Below are 19,474 nucleotides of genomic sequence, written 5' to 3'. Positions count from 1 at the left end.
TTTCTATTCTTTTTCTTATTTTATTTGTTATCTTGTTTTTCAATAAATATAAAATTATTCTCAATTTTTAAAACTTTCACTTTTTCATTTTCACTTAAATTTTTTATATCAAAACTTGGCTCAATTTGCCAAAAAGTTCCTTTATAAAATATTTGCCCCAGCTTAAACTCTCCAAAACCTTTCTCATTGAAAAAGTTATCACTTATATCTTTTTCACTTTTAGAGAATCTTTTTAAAGCTTTTTTTCTAAAAAGAATTAATAAAACTATTGATAAAACAGATATTAAAATAAGTTGCCAAAGGATATTTTCAAAACCATAAAACAGTGATATAAAACCAACTAAAATGAATCCTAAAGCAAACCAAACAATCACAAAAGATGCTACAAAAACCTCAAAAGCTAAAAGTAAAATTCCTAAAGCTATTAGAGTATAAAATTCCATTGCATTAGGCATTGTTTGCCTTTGTGTTTGATGCACCTTTGAAAAAAGCATCTCCTAAAACTGATGTGCTTCCAATCATCTGTGTTACTTCATAAGGAAGTATCATTTTATCAGTGCTAGAGCTTTCTGCTAAGGCTTTAAAAGCAGCAACTCTATCTTTGGCAAGTAAAAACTCAGCTGCTTTTTCATTTTGGCTCATTGCTTCGTTTATTAAATTCATAGCCTCTTTTTGACCAGCTGCAACTTTTTCTTGCTCATATTTTTTTGCATCTGCCATTCTCTCTATTGCTTCAGCTTTTAAAATTTCACTTTGTTTAAAAGCTTCTGCTTCTCTAATTTGTGCCTCTTTTTGAGCCTCTGCTCTTGTTTGAATAGCTCTTTTTTCTCTCTCAGCTTCCATTTGCATATTCATAGCTTTTTCTATTGATGCAGGAACAGAAATATCGGCTATTTCAACTCTTGTTACTTTAATTCCCCAGTTTGCAGCAGCACTTCCTAGCTCTGTTTGAAGTTTTGCATTCAAAGTCTCTCTATTTGATAAAGTATCATCTAAAACCATAGCTCCAATTTCAGCTCTTAAAGTTGTCATTGCTAAGTTTGCAATTGCATTTTTGAAGTTCATAACATTGTAAGTTGCCATAGTAGCATCATCAACTTTACAAAAAACAATACCATCTATTGAGATATTTACATTATCTTTTGTAATAACAGATTGTCTGTTTATATCAACTAACTGCTCCCTTGATGTTAAAATTGATCTTACATTGTCTATAATTGGAATAATTATATGAAATCCACCATGTAAAACTTTGTGAAATTTACCTAATCTTTCAATCACATATAAATCTGATTGAGATACTATTTTTACACCTCTTGATATTATTACAATTGCAAAAAATATTATTGCAATTGCAAATGTTATTGTTGCTTCCATTTTGTCTCCTATATTTTTAGTTTAATATTGTATCTTCTTATAACAAAATATTATTTCAAATACTCTCTCAACTCTTTTTCAAACTGCTCTTTTATCTCTTTTGGAGAGACTATTTTTATATTTGGTAACCACTTTTTAACCAAAGGCAAAATCTCCATACTATTTGTAACTTTGAAACTTACTATTAAATCATCTTTGTTTTCTAAAATTGTTTGTGAAGATAAAAACTTTTTATTTATAAAAAATCTTTTTACACTCTCATCTATTTTTAAAACTACTTCAAATGGTTCTTTTTTGTAGTTTGAAAAAAGAGTTTGAAATTTTTTTAAAAAATCTTCTGCTTCATACTCTTTTTTAAAAGTAGTTGCATACAAATCTATTTTATCTACAAAACTCAATCTTAAAAACTTGAAACCACTATTTATCTCATCAGGTGTTAAAACTGCTATATAAAAATTTCCTTCAGCAAATACTATTTTTAAAATCTTTGCTTGATCAAAAATATATTTTTTGTCACTTGTGTACTCTATTTTTGCATATTTTCTATTTTTGATTGCATCTTTTATTTGAAACAACAACTCTTTTTTTTGTAAAAAATTTTCAAATGGGTTTTGTTTTATTAAATATGTAGAAGAGTACTTTTTTTCCATTTTTTGAAGTATTGTTCTGTTTTTATCATCTAATTTTGTTGAAAAATCAAAATCAAGCAAAGAGTACAAATCTACAAAGTTTTCTAGCTCTTTTTTATTGAAATTTAAAATATTTTTATCCAAAATAGAGTGTGAAACAAAACTATAAAGCTCACTATCTTTTAATATATTATCACCAAAAACTTCTATTAAATCCTGCATATATCTTTGGGCACTTCTAAGGCTTATATCAAATTTTGATGAGAAAGTTTTTAAACAAACTTTTTTCCCTTCTAATAGCTCTTTTAGTAGTTGTAGTTGGAGTATTGATTTTTTTGTTTGCAAGTTTTTACCTCTTTTTTAAAAGTTTTTATTATACCTATTTGAGACTAAATTATGTAAATAGCCATTTAAAAAGCAACTCAATCAATAGTGAAATTGTAAAAGAGAAATTAGCTTCAAAACTCTCTGATCTAAATGAAGAGATTAAAAATGCAAGAGGAATTGTTTGAATATAAACTATTTTTACATAGTGTTTTCTTACAAAATTGTTAAAAAAGATAGATAAAAGTTTCATCTCTAAACGAATTACTACATAAATATAAAACCAAATAAAAAAAGCATATGTTGCAATTTTAACTATAAGTGGTAAATCTTTTAGCTCTGTTTTCACTAAATAAGTAGGTATATCCAAAATAGGTAAGATTGGAAATGCCGCCATTAATAGCATTCCTATAAGTATAAGACCAATTTCATTGCTATTTACTGCCCAAACTGGTTCGAAATTTCTATTCATTTTGTCTCCTTTTTGTTTTTATTATTTTATACAAAAAGTTTGACAGAAATTGTCGTTTTTTATTTTTAATTTAGCAACTAACTAGATATGAAATAGATAGTTAGTTGCCAATGAGAGATTTGATTATTTATCAATACCTTCTCTTTTATTTATAAATCTACAAATTACACCTGAATTGTTCATTATAATTTGGTGATTCGTGTCACAATATGTAGCTACTGCGATTAATGGCAATCTTTCACTTCCCCAAGAGTTTGGTGCAAAAAATGAAAGCTCTCCAACTTTACACTTACTAACTTCCTCTTCATTTGCATAGATACAAATTTTTGATTGATTTGTATTTTCATTGCATCCTGTAAAAGCCAAAATAGTAAACAATAAACCTAAGCTTAGAAATAATTTTTTTTGCATATTTTTTCCTTGTTTAAATAGTTTTAGAATAGATACTTAACTGTAACTGCAACTCTGTTTAAATCATAATCAACTAAACCTTCATAATCCATATCATATTTTCTATAATCAGCTGCTACTGCCCAGTGTTGTGCAAAGTTGTATTGAACTCCAGCACCATATCCAAAACCTATTGAATCTGACTCACCATTGTCAAATCCTTGTCCAGCAAAACCTATAGTTGCATATAAATCAACTTTTTTATCAAAAAATGAGTAACCAGCTTTTACATCACCTGCTACACCTGTCATCAAAATAGAGTCTGTTTGACCATTTGAAGAAAAGTCCATATTACCAAAAGTAATTGAAGCATCAACTCCAAGTAAAATATTTGAATCAAAATATTTTGTAAGACCAAAATTTACCCCATACTCTGTAAATTTATCTGCATCTTCAAGCTTTACATCTGAGTTTATTGCTGTAACTCCAAAATGTTTTACTACATCTGCATTTAATGCAGTTGTTAAAAGTGCTGTTGTCAAAGCAATTTTTGTGATTTTTTTCATATTTTTTCCTTTTTGTTTAATTTAGAAAGGAATTATATTTTATTGTCTTGACAAATATTGTCGTTTTTTATTTTTTATATTTAAATTCGAGTACAAGTTCTTGAATATTTTAATCATCATCACTACTAAAAAAACTATTATCATTATCTAAATAATCAAAAAACGAAGATGTATCTTTGTTTTTCTCTTCTTCTCTATCAAGAGCATCATAAAATAAAACTCTTTCATAGTCGTTTTCTTGACTACCAACATCTATTGGCTCATCATTTCTTGTATAGACTTTAAATAAAGCGAAAATCACAAAACCTACTCCAAGAATAAATAGTATTCCCATATATACTCCTTTATAGTTTATTATAATATTTTAGTATCTTTTTCTGACACAATTTGTCGTTTTAGATTATTAATACTTTATACTTTTTAAAATTGTAAATCAAAATCCCCTTTTTCTGAGTCCTAAAAATAGAATAAGCTTTAGCTTTTCGTGATTTTTAGTGATGACTGAATTTGCCAAAGGCAAAATAAATCGGGTCAATGTTGTAATAACAGAATCTTTTAGAATAAAAGCTGAATTAGAGCAGTTTCAATCCCCTCTTCTGAGTCCTAAAAATAGAAATGAGCCTTGGCGATTTCGTGATTTTTAGTGATGACTGAATTTGCCAAAGGCAAAATAAATCGGGTCAATGTTGTAATAAGAAGAGGAAGAGTAGGTAGGCAAGTAGCTCAGTTTCAATCCCCTCTTCTGAATCCTAAAAATAGAATAAGCTTTAGCTTTTCGTGATTTTTAGTGATGACTGAATTTGCCAAAGGCAAAATAAATCGGGTCAATGTTGTAATAAGCCGTATGTTGATAAAAATGGAAATGAACAAGTGTTTCAATCCCCTCTTCTGAGTCCTAAAAATAGAAATGAGCCTTGGCGATTTCGTGATTTTTAGTGATGACTGAATTTGCCAAAGGCAAAATAAATCGGGTCAATGTTGTAATCCTTCTATATACCATAAAATCACTACTTCCATATCTTATATTTTGCTTAAATATAAAAAAGATAGTAGTTTTAAAAAAATCTAGCCCAAAAATAGCTAGATAGAAGTTTTTTGTTACTCTTAAAAAAATCTTATATAAAGTTAACAATAGATTTTTAAATAACAAAACAAAATAGTAGCTTAAAAGCATTTAAAACCCTTTAAATTAGTATCAAATCACAAATGGATTTTGCAAATCTATACCACTTTTTAGATGGATACTATTTTTAACATCAATTTTATAAATTCTTATATCATCCTCTTCTTGATTTATTAGTTTATTCAATTTTTCTACTAAATCATCTATACACTCTTTTGCTACTTTTGGATAAAAGTATATAGAGTATTGTATTCTAGCTGCTGTTTTTTCAAGTAGTTTTAATATTTTTACCAATCTTTTTTTATCTGAAATATCATAACAAATAATATAATCATGCAACTTCATCTAAAATATCCTTTGAGATTTTTGATCTTATGTTTGCTACCTCTTTATCTAGCTTTGATTTTAATCTTGCTTCTAGCTCTAAAAATCTTTTCCAAATCTTACTTCTAGCTTCATATTTTAGATAGACTCCACCTTTTTTTGTAAAATCATCTAAGCTTAGAAGATTTTCTTTAAATATTTGTATAACTTCTTCATTTATATCTGCTCTAAAAAGCTCCATTAAATCAGATGCTAAAGCATTGTGTTCACGAAATGGCGTGTGCAAGTATCCAATAGATGGTTCAAAACCATGAGCTCTTCTATATTTTTGGCTTTTTCAATTTTCTTTAAAACTATTTTTATCTAAACATATTTGATATTTTTCCAAATGTTTTTTATGTAGTTTTATCTTATTTGTCAAAATATCTTTTGCTATCAAGTTTTTCATATTTTTTCCTTTTTAATAAATAATGCTTTTTTTCTCTCGTTTGTATATTTTTTTGCTAGGTTTTACTCTTGTTGTGGGTTTAAATCCCCAAGTTACTCTTGTTTTTATCTCGTTTGTTTTTATTTTTAAAGTTGTTTTCATATATATTTCCTTTTTATTTTTGAGGATTATATATGAAAACTTTGTCAGAAAGTGTCGTTTTATTTTTTATTTATAATTTGAATTTCATATTTAAATATAAGATTTTTTACTTCTTTATTTATATCTTGAAAAGATTTTGTAGAGTTTGCATGAGCTAAATCATTTCTTTTATTATTTATCTCTTGTAGCAATGTTTTTATATTTAAATTTTTATGTGTATTCTGAAGTAATTTATATTCATTTTGATTTATTATATTTCTATTAACTTGTTTATTATCTTCATAGTCTTTATATAAATTCTTTAATAAATTTCCCAAATGATAGATATAACTATCTTTTTTTATTTTTTTAAAATGCTCTTCTAGTTTTTTATAAATATCCATATTTTTTGTTTGAATATCATAAATAATATATAAAACTGTACTTTCATATAAAAGAGATAGACTTAGAAGAATATAGTTTTTTTCAAATAGATCTTTTGATAAATTATAATAAAACTCATACATCTTATTTTTATCATAATTTATAAGATTTTCTATAACTTTTCTTAAGTTTTTAGCTTGAGTTTCTATAGAAATATTTTCTATTTTGTCCAATTCTTTTATTAAATCATCCGAAGTTTTAAAAAGATTTCCAATATTTAAAGCCATTAAATCATTTGAAAAATCATTTAGTTCTTTTAGTAGTTTTTCATATTTTACTGACTTTATATGACTTGCAACTGTATAGTTTTTTTCAAAAGTAGTAAGTATAAAAGAGATATTTGCAAGGTCTAAATACTCTTTTAAATCAATTATTTCATATAATCCTTTGCTATTTGGTTCATGTTTTTTTATCTCTTTTGCAAAAAGGATTTTAGAAATTTTTTCTGTATTTTGAAAATTTTGTATGATTAAATCAACAATCATCAAAATAGGAAGATGTCTAAAACCGTGAGAAACATCTACTATTACCTCATCATAAGAGCTTATAGCTTCATTTATAATTTTGAAAATATCTTCAAAGTTTTTATCATCTTTTATAAAATATCTATTATTGAAATTTACTTTTAAATCTGAATATCCTTTTTCTAAAACTTCTTGGTTGAAAAGTTTTGCATCTTCTGTAAATATTGGAATAATTTCATATGAACTGTATTTTTCTATAAGCTGTGGAAGGGTATTAAAATACTCTTTTGTCTCATTTTCAAAAATATAGTCAGCTTTATGCTCAAAGTTTGAAAATACTACTCCTTTAATTTTATCTACAAATCCACCTTGAATACCTAAAATTGTGATTACTGATTTTGTTTTTGGCTTTTTTTCAACTTTTTCTTCTTTTATATTTTCTATTTTAGGGTTTGCTTTTTTAACTATTTTTAATCCACTTTTTATACTCATATTTTTCCTATTATTCAAAATTTATCTTTAACTCTTCTTCAAGCTCTTTACCTATAAATCTTCCTAATTGAGCATCTTTAAAAAAGTTACTTTTATCTTTTGGTTTTAAAGTTGGTATTAGATTTTTTATGATGCTTACAATTTCATTTTTTTGGCTATCTTCTATTTTTTCTAATTTTTCCAAAATTGATTTTACTCTTTTTCCATCTTTTGCTTTTTTCAAATCATCTAAGCTTATATTTGAACTTAATGATTTTGAAGATTTTGAAAAGTTTTCAAGCTCTTTTTGTACTATTGCAATATCTTTAAAATATGGATAATTTGAGATAAAGTCTTCTAAGGCTTTTTGCATAAACTTACTTTCAAGTTTTTTTATAGAAAGCCATTTTTCATTGGCTTCTTTTTGCCTTTTTTCTTCTTTTTCTTGCTTCTCTTTATCTTCTAGTTTAGATATTGTTTGATTTATCTCTTCTAGTTTTTCTAGTTCATTTGGATATTTCTCTATAAAGTTTTTTAGTGTATCAATATTTGTTGAAGATATTACAATATTCCAATCTTTTTCAAGTTGTGCTTTTTGCTTCTCAGTCTCTTTTATTTGCTCTATTTTTAATCTATCTTCTTCAAAAATTTTGTTTACAAGCTCTTTATCTTCACTTTTTAGTTTTGTTTCTAAAGTTTTTATTTTAATACCATCTAGTTTACTATATTGCTTTAAACTCTCTGTGGCATTTTTAACTTTTGCAAAATTTTCAAGTTCCATATACTCTAATTTTGAATTTCCTTTATTATCCTGTTCACTTGCCATTGTTAAAAGTTCTTTTATCTCATCTTTTTGTGACCAATTTTCTATTTGACTTGAGATATTTAATTCAAACTCTCTTAAATATTCATCTATATTTTCAAAATTATTTATATCCAAAGATATTTTCCCATACCCTAAAGATTTTGCCATACCAATGTTGTGATAACAATCTTTTGAATTATGAAAAGTTAATGCCGATAAAATAGCTCCTAACTCTAATTTTTTAAGATTGTGATATTTTAATTTACCCTTAAAAATTACTCCTCTATCAAGTGGCTTGAAAGTTGTTCCTATATTTTCATTTCCAGTATCTTTTGTTGATTTAACTCCATTTTTATGAATTGGGTATCTTTTTCTTCCTGATATTTTAAAATCTCCATCCATATAAGTTGAATATCTATCATCTCTATTTTGTCTTATATAGTTTGGATAGTATGAAGCTCTTGGAGTACCTAAAACTTCCGTTCTATTGTGAAGTTCTTTTATATTTTCAACTGCTTTAAAATGACTAAAAATAACTCTACCTTTTAAAGCAAGATTTTTTCTTTTATTTATATAACCAAAGATAGCTTGAGTCAAATCTAAATTATCTTCATAATGGATATTTTCTATGCCATCTTTTACACTAAAATTATAGAAAAGTTTATATAAATATGATAAACCAAAGTGTTCAACTTTTTTTTGCTCATTTACTTGAAAAAATACTGGTACTTTTTCTCCATTTTCTAATTTTTCTTTCCAGTATGTCCAATCTGGAGACTCTTTTGGTTCTGTTATTCTTTTGTCAAAATAAGCAAATTTGAATTTTTCCATAAGTTCTTTTGAAACTTCAAGCTCTTTTTTTGCTTCAAAAAATAGAAATTCAAAGCCTTTCCCATCACCCATTTTTCCTGTATTTTCTCTTGGTGTTGGTTGTCCTGTTAAAACTAAAGTAGCTTTATTTTTACCATTTTTATCATATTTATAAAACTCCCTTTTATCATATTTTTTATTTGTTTCAGAAAAATATTTTTCCGATAGAGTTATCTCATGGAATTTATCTCCAACTAATTTATATTTATACTTAGCTGTTTTTTGATTTCCATCATTAGCTTTGAATATATTATCTGATTTTGAAAAATATTTTGAAAATTCAACTTTTAAAGCATAATCTATTTGATTATGATGAATTCTTCCAGGAACTCCACAATCTTCTATGATATATCCATTATCTACTTTTTTTAACCAACCACAATATGTAGTATTATTTTGTTGGCTCATCTCTGTCATATAAAAATTAGTTGATTTTGTTAAATCCCTTACAGCATATGTATTATCATCAAATTGCTCTTCTCTTAATTTAGAAAAACTCATTATCTCTAAAACATTTCTTACCATTCCTTTTATAGAAGAGCTTGGAATATAGTATTGTCCATTGTGGTTGCAAAACTCCTCTTTATTTTTACTATCTTTTATAAATATTGGACTTTTAGCTGTGATAGTTATATCTATCTCTCCACTCTCACCATCTTCAAAAGGTATATCATGACTTACTAAATCTGCCCAATATGGAGTATAAACCTCTTTGTTTAGTGGTACAAAATTATATGGTGCTGTTATCATTTGTTATCTCCTACTATTTCAAATCCAGAAAAAAGTTGTAATGTTGGTTTTAGAACTTTTATATTTAGACAATATTCATCCTCTTTTTCTTCCCAAATTTGAGTTATTTTTGCTTTTAAGTTTATATTTTTTTCAATAGATTTTGCTAAAAACTGCTCTTGTGTTTTATGCTCATCTTTAAAATCTGATAGTTTTTCATCTATAACTGCAAATTTATCATTTACTTGTCTTATAGTAATGCTTCTATCTGCATCAAACAAACAAGCTTCAAGTATAAAGTTTTTGCCATTATGAAGAGTATTCCAAGATGGCAAAGATTGTTTTGTAGTAAATATTTTATTTAGTTTCTCATCTGACATTTGAATATATCCTTCAAACTCTTCTTTTAATCCTTCATAAAACTCTTTTAGCTCTTTTTTTGTCTTCATATCTCTTCTCCATCTCTTTTTAAAATTCCATTAAAAACTCCATGCCCTTTTGTAGTGGCTCCACCCAAAGGAAGCATTCCATTTGTAATATCTTTTAGAGCATTTTCAAATGCTTTTATAGCTACCTCATCTTTTATTTTTTCTTTATTTAAAAGTATCTCTAAAGTAAAGCTCTCACAACTTGCTACTGTTTTTTCTTGAAATAAGGCACTATCTATTGCTCCACCTGTAAATCTATCTATACTTACATGCTCAAATACCTTTGTATCTTTTTCTTGAACATCTTTTTCTAAATAGACATCAGAGATTAGGATATTTCCTTTAAAACCATCTGTTTTTTTATCTTTTTTTGCTCCAAAAATAGCTTCTACTACTTCAGCTTTATTTTCATTATTCTCTTTTATAAAATTTTTATTTATAAGATTATAGTGATATGTAGTTCTATGAGAAATCGCACCTTTTACACTACTTGCTGGAATTAGGATTTTATTTTCACTTAGTTTCTTGTTTTTATAATCAACAGTTTTTTCGTAAACTGGTGTCATATCTGCATCTTTATCCCCAAAACCACTTCCAAACATAAAAAAATCATCAGGAGTTAAAATTAACTTATATTTTTTATATTTTTTATCATCAAACTCTTTTATCTCATAAGTTTTTGATAGTTTCATATTTAAACTACTTGATAGTTCTATATATTCATCACTATTTACATCAAACTCATCATAAGTTATCTCCAAAACTTCTATTTGCCCAAATCCTTTACTACTTCCACCACCAATTCTAAAAGAGTTTTTAGATAAAAGATTTAAAACATTTTTAAACTCATCTATATTTGAATCTATCATCTCTATACTAAACTTAAATTGTGTACCTTTAAATATAACTTCTTCATCAAATTTTGCATTTTTTATAGTTACACCCTTATCGTTCATTGCATTGTGTTCTCTTTGAGGTAAATCTGTAAAGATTTTTAAAAATTCTGATTTTTCTAAAAGCAAAGTTTCATTTACCTCTTTTTTTTCATCTAAAAGAAGTGCATTTGAGATGATAGTTTTTGAGCCTTTTGCATCTTTTTTATTTGATTTATCATCTCCAAATAAAATATTTGCTGTATTCTTATCAAACTCTTTTCTTAAAACTCCAGCCAATGAAGTTCCTAAAATCATAGGTAATTTATTCCAATCTTTTTGGATTGGACTATCTTTTAAATAATCGGTATTTCCTGAACCAACTTTTAGAGCAGTTTTAGCTTCTATTACTATATGTGCTATAAATATATTTTTCATTTTTTAATCCTATTTTACTTTTGACATCATCATAGATAAAAGTTTTACAAACTCTATATCCTCATCATCTACTATATCGCTTAGTACTTTTTGCCCTTGTTCCCATTTGGTTTTTGATACACCTTTTGTTATAAACTCTTTGATTTTATCTTTATAGTTATCTTTATCAAACTGAACTAGAACTCTTATTTGTCCCCATTGTGAATTTGAAACATTTTTAAATTTATCTTCATTTTTAACTATAAAGTTTTGAACTCTTTGGCTTAAATCAATATTTGCATTTTTACTATCTTCTTTGGCACTTAAAAAGGCAAGTAGAGCTTTATCTATTTTAGTTTCATCTATATTTTGCTCTATTTTTCTATTTTTTACTTTGTTTAGAGCAAATGTATCTTTTTTTAATAAGAAGCTAGGATTTATCAAAACTTCTCCATATCCTTCACTTAAATATCCACCAATTCCACTTTTTAACACTTCTATATCTTCATTTGAAGCATTTTTAAGTGCTATTACACTACCTTTTTCTATGATTAATCTTGAGTAGTCATTTGTTTGTCGTTTAAAGTTATATGGAGTGATTTTTTTTGTTCTTATTTGTGTTTGTTCCCAACATATTGAAGCATTTGTCAAACCTAAGTTTTCAATTGTAGGTTCAAAACTTGGCATACCGTTTGCATTAAATAGTACTAAAGATGAGTTTATATAAACATATGTTATTTCTTTTGGGTTTAAGTTTTCTAAGTTTTCTTCTTTAAAATCTTTTAGCTCTTCTATTAATATTTTTCCATATTGAGCTGTTTTTGATTTTCCTAAATATTTTTCACCCAAAATATTTTCTAATACTTGTTTCTCTATTTTTTCATCTAAACTTTTATCAAATTTGATAGTAAATTTCCATATCGTGCCACTTTTTATAGCATTGTAACCAAACATTGAAGACTCTTTTGATCTTCTTTGCTCTTTGTCGTAAGCTGATTTTTGTGAATAGTTATAATCAAGATTTATATAATCTAAATTTGAAGTTATATATCCACTTCTTATTTGTTTGTACTGTTTATCAAGCTCTTTTGGGTCTTCATAGTCTATAAAGTGGTTGTTTTTTATCTCTTGTTTTTCAAAATCAAGTTTTGGAGAGAAGAAAGAAAAAGGTACTTTATATGTAGTTTTATTTTCAAAAAGTGGTCTTGCCTCTCCAAATCTTACTTTACCACTATGAAAAATATTAAAAGGGTCTTCAAATTTATCATAATTTTTAGCAACCATTCCCAAAAATGATGAACCTGTAATATAGTCCAAAGTTTCAATATTTCCTTCACTATTTGAAGAAGCATGAAGAACTATATCACTTAGAAAAGTTACTTTAAAATCTCTTTGTCTCATTTTTCTTCTCCTATTATCTCAATTTTACATCTTCCTAAACCTCTATTTCTATTTAAACCCATTCGTTTTATTTTCTTTAGAGCTTTTATCATCTCTTGTTTATAATCATCTGGAATATTTTTTATTTCACCAAATAAACAGATAGGTACTACAACTTCTATTTCTCTTAAACTTCCAGATTCAGCGATGCCATTTTCATCTATTTTTGTAGAGGCTATTTCATCAAAAAGTTGATTTTGTAGTTTTTCTTTGATTATCATTTTTCTTGTATTCTCTTCTATTTCTACATTACTAAAATAGCATTTGCTTAGTATGTTCTCTTCACTGTAAAAATAATCTTTAGTATCACTTGAACTTCCAAAACACTCAAAAACAAACTCTTTGTTACAAGTGAGTTCTGCCATTTCTCTTATCAAACCTTTTATAGTTTTTCCAGGAATATATGGTAAATTATCTTTATCTTTAGTAACCATACTATCAAACTTTGCTCCAGCACTTAAACCACTACTTAAATGCCAATAATCTAAAAATGTAACTTTATATCTCATCTTACTTCTCACTTTCATCAATCACTGATAATATTTGTAATATGTCATAGATTGGTGTTTTTTGTTTTTCATCTTTTTCTACTACTAGATTATCAAGCTCTAATCCATCATAAAGTTTTGAAAGGTTTTCACTCTTCCATTTTCCTTCACTCATTTTTTTGATTCTTTTTAGTTGATTTTGTGCATAAGTTTTATCAAACTCTAAATCACTAAGCCAAGTTCTTAATCTTCCTTTTGGAGAGTTCTCTTTTTTGAAATCTTCTATAACTTTTTCAAGATTTTCTATAGTTGGTTTATTTGATAGATTTTTTAAATAGTATGCTCCAAAATCACATCTAACACCATTTATTGTAAGTTCATCTTCTATAAATTTTGAAAAACTTTCTACATTTGAGCTTTGAATATTGTGAAACATAATTGAAGATGGTGCTAAAGGGAGATGATTGTCTTTGGCAAAATCTTTTGAATCTTTTTTTGCATGTGAACATAAATCTTCTGCTAGTTTAACTGCATAGTGAAAAGGGTATTTTTCATTACAAAAAGTTATCCCTGCACAAGCTGTTAAATCATAACCTTTATGGATATTTTTAGTAGCTATTTCAAACTCTTCTAAAAACTTTTTTGTAAATTTTAAAGCTTCATTTGCATCAATAATCACAGTTAAATCATCTCCACCTAAGATTACTTTTCTAATATTTTTTATACCTTTACTTGCAAGTTCATAGGCTTTTTTTGTAGCATTATCAAGTTTTTCTGAAAACTTTACAATTTCAGTTTCATTTAATTCTTTTACAATATTTCCTAAACCATTTCCATCTGCATGTATGATTGCTATTTTGTTTTTATTGTTTGATAAATCTTCAATATTGAAAATAGTTTCTTATTTTCTCTTTTCTCAATATCTGCAAATTTTTGAAAAACCACTGTTTTTTGCTCTGTTGCTTTATCTTTATCACTACTAACCAAAGGTAGTGCTGTTCGTGGGTTTTGTTTTAAAATATTAAAATGAAAATCAAGTGGAATTGATACTTTGTTTCTTTGGATTTTTAACTTTTTTTCTAATTCTTTCGAGTCTTTTTTATAATCATTTGTATCTTCTACAACTGCTTGAGAAATAGTAATTCCATAGGCTCTTAGCATAATATCTTTTGGAAAATTTTTAACAACTTTTTCTAAATCTTCCTTATTATTAAATCTTAGTCTGATATTTCCAGCAGCTTGAAGTAGTTTTTCTGGTTTTTCTTTTAAATTATATTCTGTTTGAAAATCTTTTGAATCCATATCTTCAATAATCTTACTAGCACCTATTATCTCTTTTAATTTATTTGTTTTAAAAATAAAATCTTGAATACCTTGAACTGATGCTCCATATAAATATTTACTCATCTATACTCTCCTATATTAATTTTTCCAAGTCCAAAAACAGTCTGCTTTCCAACAGCTATTAACTCTCCTAAACAAAGTAGCTTAAAGCTTTTTTCATCTAAATTTGAAATAACTATCTCTCCCATAATACCACCTAAATTCATACTTGTTTTTTGTAAATTGCTATATCTTTTTAAATCATTAAAATATATATCTTTTGAAATAATCTCATATTTTGGAATAAATGGAAGTTTAGTCGGTTTTTTGCCTTGTAGGTTTAGGCTTCTTTGATAAATTGAGTTTAAAATAGACTCTAAAGTGATAGCTTCATCTAAGACAAAAAGTCCATCTTTTTTTATTCTTAATGGAGTTACTAAAGTTAGAACAATATTTTTAAAATATTTTTTATCTTCATGTATTTTTACTAAGTTTTCTATTTTTTGAAGATTTTCTATATCTATTTTTAAATCATCATTTAAAATAATCTCAAAATTATTGTATGTTTTATTTGATTTTCCAAGCCCGATTTTTGTAAGCATCTCATGAAAAGCACAAATAACTGCAAAAATCTCATCACAAGACTCTTCAAAAAGATAAAAAGAGAAATTGTAGGTTTGAACTCCTAACCTTATATCAAATCTATATTGATGTGTTACATCTTTTTCTTCAAAAAATTTGCTATATATATTGTCATTATCTATATTTGCTATATTTTTCAAAGCATAACCAAAAGCACCACGAAGCTGAGAGCCCATAAAATATGGTGGTTTATCACTACTATTTATCTTAATTGTTAGTTTTGTATAGTTCATCTTTAAACTGCTCCAACTCTTTTTCGCTTATATCTATTACCAATTTATTTGATTTATTATTTTGAACACTTGTAAGTCTATTTAAATACTCTATAGTTCCCATAAATTCAATATTATATCTTTGCATATCTTTTGTAAAAACGCCTAAAACACCTTGAATTTCACCTCTTGTGCACTCTTTTCTTAGCATTGGAATTGGTAATTTCGTATCATTAAAATATATCTCTATCTTATTTAATCTTTTTATTAATCTATATGTATTGAAACCCATCAATAACATAGTAGAAAAAGTAAACCAAACTGTAACATCCGTAATTAGTTTAAATATATAATCAAACATCACTATCCTTTTTTTCAAAAATTTTATTTCTCTTACAAATATAAAAATATATAGAAGCTCCAAAAATAAACAAAGCTAAAATAAACAATATTTATATCCCCAAAACCTGTTGCTGCTGATATTACAAAAAGTCCAAGCCCAAGATAGATAAATAAACCAACAAAAATATTTACATAAATAGGCGTTTTATACAAGCACTTTGCTAATTTTGGAGTTTTTAATCTACTTGTAGTAATAGTCAAAAAGATATTAACTACAAATAAAGATATAACAAAATATATATTTCCAACAGACTCTATATTTAATAAAAAGAATATAGCAAGTATTATGGTTGTCATAGTTAAAAATCTAAAAAGTATATAGATAAAATACTCCTTATTTAAAAGCTCTTTTATACAATTTTTATTCATATTCTCTAAACCTTTCATGCTCAAATATTGATTTTTTAATAATCTTTCCATCTTCTTCAAACTCTTGTACAACTCTTTTTGTAGTTGAATATACTGCTTTTAGTTTCAAACTTTTTGCAAAATTTACTAAAATATAAGTTGCACCAAAATCTCCTTGAATCAAAACAAAATCTCCCTGTTTTGAGTACTGTTTTAAAAAAATTTTTATTGGAGTTAAATATTCACTCAACTTTTTTAAATCATTAGGCACATTGCTAAAAAGCTCTTGTAAATCTTTTGGAAGATATATAAACTCTTCTATACCAAAACTTTTGATGGCATCATTTTTTTGATTTTTTGTTAAAGTATGAGAAAATAGCAAAAACATTTTATTCATAAATAATCCTTAATAAATTTAATTAATTTTATACTGTTTTTTTGACAGAAATTGTCGTTTTTTATTATTTAAAAAATAATCTTCAAATATAAATTTGATTTTTCATAATCATAATCTTCTTTATTAGAAGTCATATCATACTTTTTATACTCAAAATTTAATGCAAAATTCTTTGCTATTTTATACTCAGCTCCACCACCATATCCAAAACCAGCAGCATCGATATTTCCAATACTTTGTAAAGCAGCAGCTCCTAGAGCATAAATAGAGAAATCTCTATTTAAAAAAGCATAACCTAGTTTTAAATCTGTAGAAAATGTATATACGCTATCTTTTTTGTTTTGTAATTTTGCATTTCCATAATTAAAATCAAAAAAAACTCCAACAATTATAGAGTCATGATATCTACTAGCTCCATAACCAAATCCTAGCTCTGTAAATGTATCATTCTTTATTTTTGCATTTGATGTACCAATATAAAAATAGTTTTCTTGATCAGCTTTTAAAAAAGTTGTTAAAAAGATTGTAATAAGTGATAGTTTAAAAAATAGTTTCATTTTTCCCCTATGATTTTTTAGTTTGATGTACTATATTTAAAAATAACTAAAAAATCTCTAAGTTCTTATATAGTTTAGTTTTATATAATAAGCCTCAAAAAAATTTTAAGGGTTAAAATGTTTAGAACAAAACTTGCTCAGTTTAGAGCTATATCAATAATTGAAGGGATTTCATATCTTATTTTACTATTTTTTGCCATGCCTTTAAAATACTTTTTTGCAGAACCCATGGCTGTAAAAGTGTTTGGAATGTTACACGGGATATTTTTTATTCTTTTTTGTTTGGCTTTATATAGAGTTATGATTCAAAAAAGATGGAATCTATTTTTTAGTATAAAACTTTTTATATATTCACTAGTTCCATTTTTATTTATTTTAATAGAGAAAAATATAAAGAGTTTAAAAGAAGATTGAAATAAAATTCAATCTTCTTGATTCTACTTTGTGATTAAATCATAAATATAGATATCAGCAATTTTTATATAGTAGTTTTGTTGATCTTTTGTAAAACTATCTACACTTGTTGGTATAAATTCACTTTTTAAATCTTTTGAGTTTGAATAAGCTCTTAAATTTATCTCTAAAGTATTAAAAGTTAAACCACTAATATCAAAATCTACACTAAACTCTTTCTCTTCATCTATATTGCTCCATTTATCATCAAAAGCATCTATTTGAAGATATTGTGCTTTTATATCTTTTGTATTTAAAGTAGTTCCTAAAATATCATCACCAGCTTGATAAGTTTTTATATCTTTAAATGTTTTTGAGTTAATAGCTTTTACTCTTGAGCTATCTAAAATTTGTGGAAATGATACACTAATTCCACCATTTATTAAATCATTTTTTAAAGATGTTTTATATTTGAAATTTACTCTTAATAAATTAGGAGAGATAAGTTCATAAGTGTGATAAAGTTTTGAATTTGTATTATATAAATAGTCTTGATGACCTAAACTATTGTATTGGTTATTTGGATTATAGCTATTTTGCACTATTAACTCATCTGCTTCAATAGCTAAATTACCATTTATATAAAGTCCATCCTCTTTTAACTCAATAGCCAATTTCTTGATATTGTCTTGATTTGTATCTTCAAAAACTATATCTTGTTCTATAAAATCTTTAAAAATAGCTTGAGAAAATTTTTGTGTAGATTTACTATTTATCTCTATATCAACTTTAAATATTGAGAATATATCATTTAGAGTTGAAAAATTTGTAAAATTTATAGGTTTTATTTTGGCATCAAATTTTAATGTTTCATAATATTTATCATTCATAAATGATAAATCATTTGAATTTCCTTCTAAACTTATCATAAAATCAGATTGAGAAAGAAGATCAAAAAACTCATCTTGTTTCTCTAAAGCTTTATTATAATCAATTGTTAAAGTTGAAGCTGAAAAATCAAGATACTCTTTATATGGTAAATTATCAAATTTAACAACAAAAGATGAATCTTTTAACTCTAAATAGTTGTTTAAAACTTTTGTAAAATCAAAGTTATATCTCTTTTTACTTAAAGTATCAAAAGATAAATCAGCTCTCATTTGTAAATCATCATTTTGATATTTTGAATAAGAGTCAAGCTTTAAATTTTTAAACTCTAAAATAGTTTCATATCTTTTGTGAGTAAAATTTTCTATAAATATTTTAGAGTCAATTTTACTACTTTTTTTATTTTCAAAATATGAGAAATTCATATTTTCAATAATTAATCTCTCATCAATATATCCACCATAATATGCTTTTTCAACTTTAAATAATGGTATATTTAGAGTTTTTTTATCTCCATTTACACCTCTAATATTTAAAAGACCACTATTTTTTAATGCAAGTGTCAAATCATCAAGTTTGAAATTTCCATCTTGGTCTATATTTATTCTAATCTCTTTATTATTTAGCATCTGCATCATATTTGTTGGAAGAGCATTTACTAATCCAAAATAGTTTTGATGTTGCATATATCTAATTGGAAGTTTAGTTAGATATAAATTTAAATCATATTTTGTAGCAAAACTATTTGAAACAATATCATAATCAAAAGTTAAACCCTCAACAAAAACATCAATCTCATCTTTTGGCAACAGCTCTAAGTAGTCTTGAAACTGCTTTTTAAGCTCTCCATCACTCATTTGATTTATAGTATAAACCATAGCTTTATATGGATAAGCTATCTCAATTTTTCCTTTTGCTTCAAAGCCTAAAAAACCAATATTTTTGTTTATATTTACAAAAAAACCATTTTGATTCAACTCTTTTATTTTTGCATCTACTCTATTTTCAATAGAGTTTCTAACTATAAAAAATAGTAGAACAAAAGCTAAAAAAATCAACGCAACATAAATTGATAATTTTTTCATATATATCTCCTTTTATCTATAATTTT

At 25.8% G+C, this 19,474-nt stretch carries 24 protein-coding genes and 1 pseudogene; 1 reads left to right on the top strand and 24 read right to left on the bottom strand.

Going from position 1 to position 19,474, the window contains the following annotated elements; translation table 11 throughout:
* Positions 1-20: 20 nt before the first annotated feature.
* From CRU94_RS03965 to CRU94_RS03865, 23 genes and pseudogenes are all read right to left on the bottom strand, one after another.
* Complete coding sequence (locus CRU94_RS03965; protein ID WP_258237384.1) at positions 21-455, bottom strand: NfeD family protein; 435 nt, start codon at positions 453-455, stop codon at positions 21-23.
* Positions 448-1,377, bottom strand: coding sequence for an SPFH domain-containing protein (locus tag CRU94_RS03960; RefSeq protein WP_129105524.1), 930 nt, complete (start codon positions 1,375-1,377; stop codon positions 448-450). Before CRU94_RS03960 ends, CRU94_RS03965 begins: the two co-directional genes overlap by 8 nt.
* Positions 1,378-1,427: 50 nt before the next feature.
* On the bottom strand, positions 1,428-2,351 hold the full coding sequence (locus CRU94_RS03955; protein WP_129105523.1) for a WYL domain-containing protein: 924 nt from the start codon (positions 2,349-2,351) through the stop codon (positions 1,428-1,430).
* 49 nt (positions 2,352-2,400) lie between these two features.
* Positions 2,401-2,802 (bottom strand): hypothetical protein, encoded by a 402-nt coding sequence (locus CRU94_RS03950; RefSeq protein ID WP_129105522.1) that lies wholly within the window; start codon positions 2,800-2,802, stop codon positions 2,401-2,403.
* Between the two features lie 123 nt (positions 2,803-2,925).
* Complete coding sequence (locus tag CRU94_RS03945; protein ID WP_129105521.1) at positions 2,926-3,213, bottom strand: hypothetical protein; 288 nt, start codon at positions 3,211-3,213, stop codon at positions 2,926-2,928.
* Between the two features lie 23 nt (positions 3,214-3,236).
* Positions 3,237-3,758, bottom strand: coding sequence for an outer membrane protein (locus CRU94_RS03940; protein WP_129105520.1), 522 nt, complete (start codon positions 3,756-3,758; stop codon positions 3,237-3,239).
* 109 nt (positions 3,759-3,867) lie between these two features.
* A complete protein-coding gene (locus CRU94_RS03935) occupies positions 3,868-4,092 on the bottom strand; it encodes a hypothetical protein (protein WP_129105519.1) in 225 nt (74 codons plus the stop codon).
* 861 nt (positions 4,093-4,953) lie between these two features.
* A complete protein-coding gene (gene cas2 / locus CRU94_RS03930; protein WP_129105518.1) occupies positions 4,954-5,226 on the bottom strand; it encodes a CRISPR-associated endonuclease Cas2 in 273 nt (90 codons plus the stop codon).
* A pseudogene (locus CRU94_RS03925) lies at positions 5,213-5,509 on the bottom strand (CRISPR-associated endonuclease Cas1); the annotation flags it as partial. The pseudogene CRU94_RS03925 and the gene cas2, both read right to left, overlap by 14 nt.
* Before the next feature lie 156 nt (positions 5,510-5,665).
* Complete coding sequence (locus CRU94_RS09695; protein ID WP_258237382.1) at positions 5,666-5,794, bottom strand: hypothetical protein; 129 nt, start codon at positions 5,792-5,794, stop codon at positions 5,666-5,668.
* 59 nt (positions 5,795-5,853) lie between these two features.
* Entirely contained in the window at positions 5,854-7,173 is a 1,320-nt protein-coding gene (locus tag CRU94_RS03920; protein ID WP_129105516.1) for a CRISPR-associated DxTHG motif protein, read from the bottom strand.
* 10 nt (positions 7,174-7,183) lie between these two features.
* Positions 7,184-9,577 (bottom strand): TIGR03986 family type III CRISPR-associated RAMP protein, encoded by a 2,394-nt coding sequence (locus CRU94_RS03915; protein WP_129105515.1) that lies wholly within the window; start codon positions 9,575-9,577, stop codon positions 7,184-7,186.
* Positions 9,574-10,005 carry a TIGR04423 family type III CRISPR-associated protein gene (locus tag CRU94_RS03910; RefSeq protein ID WP_129105514.1) on the bottom strand — a complete coding sequence of 144 codons (432 nt, stop codon included), beginning with the start codon at positions 10,003-10,005 and terminating at the stop codon, positions 9,574-9,576. The genes CRU94_RS03915 and CRU94_RS03910 overlap by 4 nt, the downstream gene beginning before the upstream one ends.
* Positions 10,002-11,294 (bottom strand): RAMP superfamily CRISPR-associated protein, encoded by a 1,293-nt coding sequence (locus CRU94_RS03905; RefSeq protein ID WP_129105513.1) that lies wholly within the window; start codon positions 11,292-11,294, stop codon positions 10,002-10,004. The genes CRU94_RS03910 and CRU94_RS03905 overlap by 4 nt, the downstream gene beginning before the upstream one ends.
* A gap of 9 nt (positions 11,295-11,303) precedes the next feature.
* Positions 11,304-12,674: a hypothetical protein gene (locus CRU94_RS03900; protein ID WP_129105512.1), complete on the bottom strand. Its 1,371-nt coding sequence runs from the start codon at positions 12,672-12,674 to the stop codon at positions 11,304-11,306.
* The gene (locus CRU94_RS03895) at positions 12,671-13,222 is read right to left on the bottom strand and encodes an RAMP superfamily CRISPR-associated protein (RefSeq protein WP_129105511.1); all 552 of its coding nucleotides are present in this window, start codon (positions 13,220-13,222) and stop codon (positions 12,671-12,673) included. Before CRU94_RS03895 ends, CRU94_RS03900 begins: the two co-directional genes overlap by 4 nt.
* A 1-nt stretch (position 13,223) precedes the next feature.
* Positions 13,224-14,018, bottom strand: coding sequence for a Cas10/Cmr2 second palm domain-containing protein (locus tag CRU94_RS09590; RefSeq protein WP_375153674.1), 795 nt, complete (start codon positions 14,016-14,018; stop codon positions 13,224-13,226).
* Positions 14,019-14,053: 35 nt separating this feature from the next.
* Positions 14,054-14,608, bottom strand: coding sequence for a hypothetical protein (locus CRU94_RS09690; RefSeq protein WP_258237381.1), 555 nt, complete (start codon positions 14,606-14,608; stop codon positions 14,054-14,056).
* A complete protein-coding gene (gene cas6 / locus CRU94_RS03885) occupies positions 14,605-15,399 on the bottom strand; it encodes a CRISPR system precrRNA processing endoribonuclease RAMP protein Cas6 (protein ID WP_129105510.1) in 795 nt (264 codons plus the stop codon). The genes CRU94_RS09690 and cas6 overlap by 4 nt, the downstream gene beginning before the upstream one ends.
* Complete coding sequence (locus CRU94_RS03880) at positions 15,374-15,739, bottom strand: hypothetical protein (RefSeq protein WP_129105509.1); 366 nt, start codon at positions 15,737-15,739, stop codon at positions 15,374-15,376. Before CRU94_RS03880 ends, cas6 begins: the two co-directional genes overlap by 26 nt.
* 32 nt (positions 15,740-15,771) lie before the next feature.
* The gene (locus tag CRU94_RS03875) at positions 15,772-16,149 is read right to left on the bottom strand and encodes a hypothetical protein (protein WP_129105508.1); all 378 of its coding nucleotides are present in this window, start codon (positions 16,147-16,149) and stop codon (positions 15,772-15,774) included.
* Positions 16,142-16,525: a CRISPR-associated protein Csx20 gene (gene csx20 / locus CRU94_RS03870; protein ID WP_129105507.1), complete on the bottom strand. Its 384-nt coding sequence runs from the start codon at positions 16,523-16,525 to the stop codon at positions 16,142-16,144. The genes CRU94_RS03875 and csx20 overlap by 8 nt, the downstream gene beginning before the upstream one ends.
* Positions 16,526-16,593: 68 nt before the next feature.
* Complete coding sequence (locus CRU94_RS03865; protein WP_129105506.1) at positions 16,594-17,082, bottom strand: outer membrane beta-barrel protein; 489 nt, start codon at positions 17,080-17,082, stop codon at positions 16,594-16,596.
* A gap of 117 nt (positions 17,083-17,199) precedes the next feature.
* Here CRU94_RS03865 and CRU94_RS03860 point away from each other — a divergent pair, with 117 nt between their 5' ends.
* On the top strand, positions 17,200-17,496 hold the full coding sequence (locus CRU94_RS03860; protein ID WP_129105505.1) for a DUF3817 domain-containing protein: 297 nt from the start codon (positions 17,200-17,202) through the stop codon (positions 17,494-17,496).
* Positions 17,497-17,519: 23 nt separating this feature from the next.
* Here the strand turns inward: CRU94_RS03860 and CRU94_RS03855 are convergent, their stop codons facing one another.
* Positions 17,520-19,448 carry a hypothetical protein gene (locus tag CRU94_RS03855; RefSeq protein ID WP_129105504.1) on the bottom strand — a complete coding sequence of 643 codons (1,929 nt, stop codon included), beginning with the start codon at positions 19,446-19,448 and terminating at the stop codon, positions 17,520-17,522.
* Positions 19,449-19,474: the final 26 nt, after the last annotated feature.

The sequence above is a fragment of the Arcobacter sp. AHV-9/2010 genome (assembly GCF_004116575.1).
GTDB classification, from domain to species: domain Bacteria; phylum Campylobacterota; class Campylobacteria; order Campylobacterales; family Arcobacteraceae; genus Aliarcobacter; species Aliarcobacter skirrowii.
This window is presented reverse-complemented; position numbering and strand designations above follow the sequence as displayed.